The organism is Cupriavidus sp. 05T41 (genome assembly GCF_056396525.1).
The window spans coordinates 85,066-91,065 of record NZ_JBFTLQ010000025.1 but is presented as its reverse complement, the minus strand read 5'-3'; the positions used below and the strand labels follow the sequence as shown (position 1 = coordinate 91,065).

Below are 6,000 nucleotides of genomic sequence, written 5' to 3'. Positions count from 1 at the left end.
CCTTTCGCAACCATAGTGGGCGTTGGGAGCCGTTGCCAGGCGCAGGCTCGCTCGACGAGATGGCCCAGGTGGTCGTCACGCTCCTGGAGCCGTACCTACAGCCTGATAATTATTAAATCTATTTACGGGATGTTGTACTAGCTGCTATCATGCCGCGCACTGCGGGTGTAGCTCAATGGCAGAGCAGAAGCCTTCCAAGCTTACGACGAGGGTTCGATTCCCTTCACCCGCTCCATAGGGCCTCTAGCTCATGCCTGGTTAGAGCAGCGGACTCATAATCCGTTGGCGCCGTGTTCGACTCACGGGAGGCCCACCATTTAAATCAAGGGGTTACAGCATTTGCGCTGTAGCCCCTTGCTCGTTTTGGTGCCCGTGTAAGAGCCTTGTTAGCGGATTTGGTCAACCATGACCGCCGTTATTCGCATTGCCATTGAGGCGCCCCCGTCAACTTGTCCATGCTGCTCACGTTTCAATGTTGGGCAAGTTGAACTACCTTGGCAAGAAGCGGGCTGCGGCACAGTTACGCAAGCAGAGTAGCCCCTCATAATGTCCGTCGAGGAAAATGCTCGAAGGAGGGGGCGCTATGCCGAGGCTACCAATGAACCTGCTATCGATTGCCCTGCTGCTTGTTACGCTTTTTGCCACGGAAGCAAACGGGGGCTCTGTTAGGGCAGAAGATGGAAATATTGTCTTTGTCGATGACAGCGGCTTCGCGAGACAACTCACCACGAGCGGGCTAGATGCCACCCCAACCTTATCTCCCGACGGCAAACGTGTTGCCTTTGTTCGTCGAACACCTCACCGACCAGTTGACACCGCGCTTGGTTCGGAAGATGCGGAGCAAATCTGGATAGTTGGTGTCGACGCCTCGGGTGCGCGTAGCCTAGTTGAAGGTCGCGCTCACAAAAACCCAAAGCAGGCTTTAGCCGGGCTAAATTCGCCGGTCTTTTCGCCGGACGGACGCTCGATCTACTTCCTAAGCACGGCATGGGTTACGTCACGGGCCGTTCACATAGTGAGCGTCGGCGATGCGGAAGAGCGATTCGTTACCGAGGGAAACACCCTAGAAATTGTCCACGCGGGTAAATACAAGGGCACCCTTATTGTGAACAAGCACAAGTATTGGCTTGGTGGGGGCTCATATGACTGGTTCTGGCTCGTATCGCCAACTGGTCAAGAAATAGGCCCAGTAGGGCCGGAAGACGGAAACGTAGGCCGTAGGCGCATTCAAGAACCTGTTCGTGAAGTAGCACCTCAAGAGCCCTCTAATTGGGGCGACGGTCGGCCAATGCACTGGCGCCGCTGGTGAGCGCTGGTCTAATGCCGGCACGCCCGCAATGGGCTCTAACTCATCTTCAGGCGGGGACTTTTTGCCGGGAACCCGTATGCGCGCTTAAGGGCGGTTGCCATGCGTTTGTCATCGCCGAATTTCCTTTCCGCCAAGAGCCAAACCAGAAATCAATACGACGAGCTCGTCCGGGCTTAATTGGCCAGCAGCTTTTAGACAGCGAATACCTTGCGAACCGTCTCCGGAATGAGTATAAGTCGATTGTGACTGGAAAATTGGAGAAGACAATGGCAACGTATCAGGAACTGGTGGCGCAGAAGCAGGCGTTGGAAGCCCAGATCGAAGAGGCGCGCACCAACGAAGTCGCGACCGCTATTGAGCAGATTCGCGATCTGATGGCTCGGTATAACCTGTCGCCGGAGGACGTGGCGCCGCGGCGGCGTCGGGGCCGACCTGCCGGTGCCGCTACCGCTCCCGCTGCCGAAGACAAGCCGGCACTTCCCCCGAAGTACATGGATCCCAAAACCGGCAAGACATGGTCGGGACGCGGCCGGTCGCCGGCGTGGCTGGGCAAGCGCCCCGAGCGCTTCCTTATCCCGCAGGAATGACCGATTGCGCGCGCGTCGTCCTTGGCCGATAGTGCTCCAATCGGCTATCCAAGAACCTATAGGCTTACTAGGACGTTCTGTGTGACGACGTGAGCGGCGGCCGCGCAACCCGACGCTCAACGTTGCGCGAAGGTGCGACCCAGAAAAAAGCGGCTCTCGACCGGTAGCGAGAGCCGCGGAACGTCCATGAAGAAGTCGGGCAACCATTGCGTGTTGCCCGCACCCAGTATCCGCCAAGCCGCGAGAGCACGCAATTGAGGTCGCTCAATCGGCAGACATGCACAGTAGCCGGTAACTAACAGCCGACGCCTTGGTTCGACCACGACAATCCCGACGGATGCAGACGAGAGGAAAGGGCAGGGCGACTTGAGAAGCGCGGATGTGCTTTAAGCGGCCGATGGCGAACGGGCCAGGCTCAAGAGAATCTCTTCGCAGAGGCGACGCCCGGACCGAATGCCAAAGCAGTAGCCCACGATGAGCATGCGGACCATCAGCTCTGGATCTATGGACCTCCGGTGTGGCAGCAATGAGGCGCCAGATGCTGGCGCAGATCGACAAGATCAAAGAATCGATCAATGCCTCATAAGAGGTGATTCGAGGGTATGGTCGTCAAGGTTGAACGAGTAGAAGAGCCGGTCCTGCGATCCACTTTGTTGACCCATCATGGCTGATACCCTCGTCGATCGATGATCTCAGGGAGAGTTGCCGACGCCAACTGATGCCGAGTCTTTCAAACAGTATCGGCCGGAGGCTGCCGTTGGGCAGTCAGGTTATTTCCGTCCATCGGAACCTTCCGTGCCGAGCGCTTCAAGCAGTGGGCGCATGGCATCGAGTTCCATGCCAAAGCCGCCCCAGTCTCCCGCCTTCAATCGCTCGATGGCTCGGTTGTAGTGCGCTAATGCGTCGCGGGCGCGCTTGCCTCCGGCGCCTCCGGGCGGTATCCCCGCCGGAGGCGTATCCTTGAAGAGCGCCGCCAGGGCCGCGCCCAGCGTTTCCTCCATGACGACGCGGTCTCCATAGGCGACGATCACGCGCTTCAACTCAGGCAATTGCCCGGATTCCGCACGTAAGTAGAGCGGCGAGACGTAAAGAATCGAGCCCTCGATGGGCACGACCTGCAGGTGGCCGCGGATGACGCGCGAACCCATCTGGTTCCACAGCGAGATCTGCTGTGAGATTTCCGTATTTTGCTGGATGCGTGCCTCGATCTGGAACGGGCCGTAGACCAGCTTGTCCTTGGGGAACGTGTAGACAACGAGTTTGCCGTAATCGGGTCCATCGCAACGCGCCGCCAGCCAGGCAATCATGTTCTCGCGCCGGCTAGGTACCATCGGCAGCATGAGAACAAACTCGGCACGCGGCTCCGCGGGAAGCCGCACGATCATGTAGTAGGGCATCATCGGCGTGGCGGGAGCCTTCGCCGCGTCGATGTCGGCCAGGTTGCGCGGGAACTGCCAGAGATCCTCGCGGTTATAGAAGACTTCCGGCGCTTCCATGTGGTACGCGCGATAGACCTGTGCCTGGATCAGGAACAGATCTTCAGGGTAGCGGATATGCTGCCGCAGCGTCTCTGGCATCTTGCCCAGAGGCTTGAACAGGCCCGGGAAGATGCGCTGGTACGTTTGCACGAGCGGATCGGCAGGATCGCTGACGTAGAAGTCGACCGTGCCATGGTAGGCATCGATCACCACCTTGACCGCATTGCGGATGTAGTTGTCGCCATCCTCGGAACCCGGCGGCGAGTACGGGAACCACCGGCTGGTAGTGTAGGCATCCTGGATCCAGAAAAGGCGCCCGTCGCTTACGACGATATAGGGATCATGGTCGATGGTGAGGAACGGCGCGATCGTGCGCACCCGATCCTGAATATTGCGATGGAGCAGGATCCGGCTCGCGGGCGCGACATACTCGCTTACGAGAATATTGGGATCGCTGAATTGCCAGGCGAAGAGTGCCTGGAGCGCCAGGTTGCCAATGGCAATGCCGTCCCGCCCGTGATAAGTCGTGTAGACATTTTCCTCGGCCTTGGGATAGTCGAATTCGGGCGTGCTGCCATTGACGATGACGTAGTCCTTGCCGCCTTCTCCGAAATACAGCCGCGGCTCCTGGATGGTCGGCCCGCCGGTGGAGACAGGCGGAATATTCTGCAGATAGAGGGTCGGCAGGCCTTCCGGGGATTTCTCCTTGACCGGTGACATGACGACGCCATTGCCGTGGGTGAACAGGAGATGCAGGTTCACCCAGGTCTGGGCGTTGGCCGGAAGCAGCGATGGCTCCAGTTCCCGCGCCGACAGCATCACCTGCTGGTAGCCGGCACTGAGCCAGTATCGGTCGATATCGGTCGCAAGGAACCGGTAATAGGTTCTGATCTCCTGCAACTGTGCGTAGGTATCCCGCAACGGCTGCAGGTCCCACAAACGGATGTTGTCGACGGTTGCCCGATTGGCGTCGAGCGCGGCGAGATTCAGGTTTTGTTCGGCCGGAAACGGCTTTACCGCGATCCGCGCCAGCCCATAGGCCTCCCGCGTCAACGCAATACTGTTCCTGATATACGGCGTCTCAAGCTGTAGTTCGTTCGGCTTGACGTAGAACCGTTGGAACAGCGCCGGATAGATCAGGGTGAGTACGATTGCGCCGCCGAATATCGTCAGTATCGAGACGGCGGGAACCCGATAGTCCCGCCAACGCAAATTGGCCCATGTCGCGACCGCGGCCGCGGCGGCGAGGCCCGCAAGTAACCACAGGACGGGCAACTGGACGTGGGCATCGGTATAGCTGGCGCCCACCACGACACCATTGTCGCCGTAAAGCAGCAGAAAGCGATCGAGCCAGTAAGACCAGGCCTGCAGGAGGAAGAACAAGCCCAGCAGGATCGAACCGTGCGCGGCGGCGGCTGGCGACAACCTGCGCGGTGGCAGCATGATCGCGATGTCGCCGCGCAACCCGTAGACCACGGCGGCGACGCCCGCGCAGCCACCGAGCAACAGTTGCAGCCAGTTCCTGAGCGCGACATAGGCAGGCAGCGAGAACAGGTAGAAGCCGATATCCTTGCCGAAGATTGGATCGGCCTTGCCGAACGGCACCTGCTTGACGAAACGAAGCGCGATGTCCCAGTTAGTGATATCACCCGTGGCGATGAGCAAGCCGAGCAGGACGGCCACGCCGGCGATGGTGGTGCGCCAGCGAAGATGCTGCGCGACTTCGCCGATCAATTCACTCAGGACTTCCGGCGCCCCTGGCGGAAGGACCGTGTCCGCGCCCCGCGTGCCCAGGCGCCTTGCATGGCGGTGCGCCAACCATCCGGACAGCCATAGCGCGTACGCCGAAACAGCGAAGACGGCGCCGAACAGAAGCGCCCGGGTGACAAAGATCGTCCAGAAAACGTCGCCGTAGCCGACGGAGGAAAACCACAGCCAGTCAATCAGCAAGCCGATGACGCGCCCGACCATGATCAGGCCAGCAATGACGACCCCAGCCGCGATGGCAATGCCTGGCAGTCGTGTACCGGGCCTCCCGGGCAAGCGCATCGATCATGCTCCTTTCTGGACCGCCATCCATGGCCTGCCGCGGTCGGATGTCGGCGCAATGCTGATCTGCCAGCGGCATGGGGCAATGCCTGTGGGATAGCCGCGATGACGCATCCGGTATCAGTCAAACATCTGCGTGAAGTCGCCCACGTAAACCATTGTAGGTTTGGAGGCGAAGGGTATTGCGTTTGTCACCACACAATCTCCGCCGGCCAGCGTATGTTTGCAGATGACGATGTGCGCCATACACCGCTAGGCCGAGTCGACCGCGGCTGGATATCGAGTCGTGAGCAGCGTCGCTGCCTGCAGGCTGCCGCAGCAATCGGGGTCGCACTTAAACCAATGGGATCGCCGTGCTCATTGTTATGTAGCATAACAATTTAACATAATAATGATTATGTGATTTTTAGTTCACGTCTAGTGATGCACTACCACTTGCCGCCAGTCGACATTGCCTTGCGAGATCCTGCGAGCAGGTTTGCTGCTTCTTGCCGCGAAATCGCCAGAGCGATTGCTAACTGCGGTCGCAAAAGTCGAAGCCATCAAGACCGGGCGTCCACCGAAGGCCTAAACGTCA

3 protein-coding genes, 2 tRNA genes and 1 pseudogene are annotated in these 6,000 nt (G+C 59.3%); 4 read left to right on the top strand and 2 right to left on the bottom strand.

Translation table 11 applies throughout. From position 1 onward, the window contains the following. The first annotated feature begins 161 nt into the window (after positions 1–161). The 4 genes from AC1DKV_RS16670 (at position 162) to AC1DKV_RS16655 (ending at position 1,896) form a co-directional block, all read left to right on the top strand. Positions 162–235: transfer RNA gene (locus AC1DKV_RS16670), tRNA-Gly, on the top strand. A gap of 2 nt (positions 236–237) precedes the next feature. Continuing rightward, a tRNA-Ile gene (locus tag AC1DKV_RS16665) sits at positions 238–316 on the top strand. A 282-nt stretch (positions 317–598) separates the two neighbouring features. Next, positions 599–1,309: a TolB family protein gene (locus AC1DKV_RS16660; RefSeq protein WP_441624495.1), complete on the top strand. Its 711-nt coding sequence runs from the start codon at positions 599–601 to the stop codon at positions 1,307–1,309. Between the two features lie 266 nt (positions 1,310–1,575). After that, positions 1,576–1,896 (top strand): H-NS histone family protein, encoded by a 321-nt coding sequence (locus AC1DKV_RS16655; protein WP_441624493.1) that lies wholly within the window; start codon positions 1,576–1,578, stop codon positions 1,894–1,896. 407 nt (positions 1,897–2,303) lie between these two features. Here the strand turns inward: AC1DKV_RS16655 and AC1DKV_RS16650 are convergent. Then, a pseudogene (locus tag AC1DKV_RS16650) lies at positions 2,304–2,561 on the bottom strand (transposase); the annotation flags it as partial. A gap of 105 nt (positions 2,562–2,666) precedes the next feature. After that, positions 2,667–5,423 carry a UPF0182 family membrane protein gene (locus tag AC1DKV_RS16645; protein ID WP_441623385.1) on the bottom strand — a complete coding sequence of 919 codons (2,757 nt, stop codon included), beginning with the start codon at positions 5,421–5,423 and terminating at the stop codon, positions 2,667–2,669. Positions 5,424–6,000 lie beyond the last annotated feature (577 nt).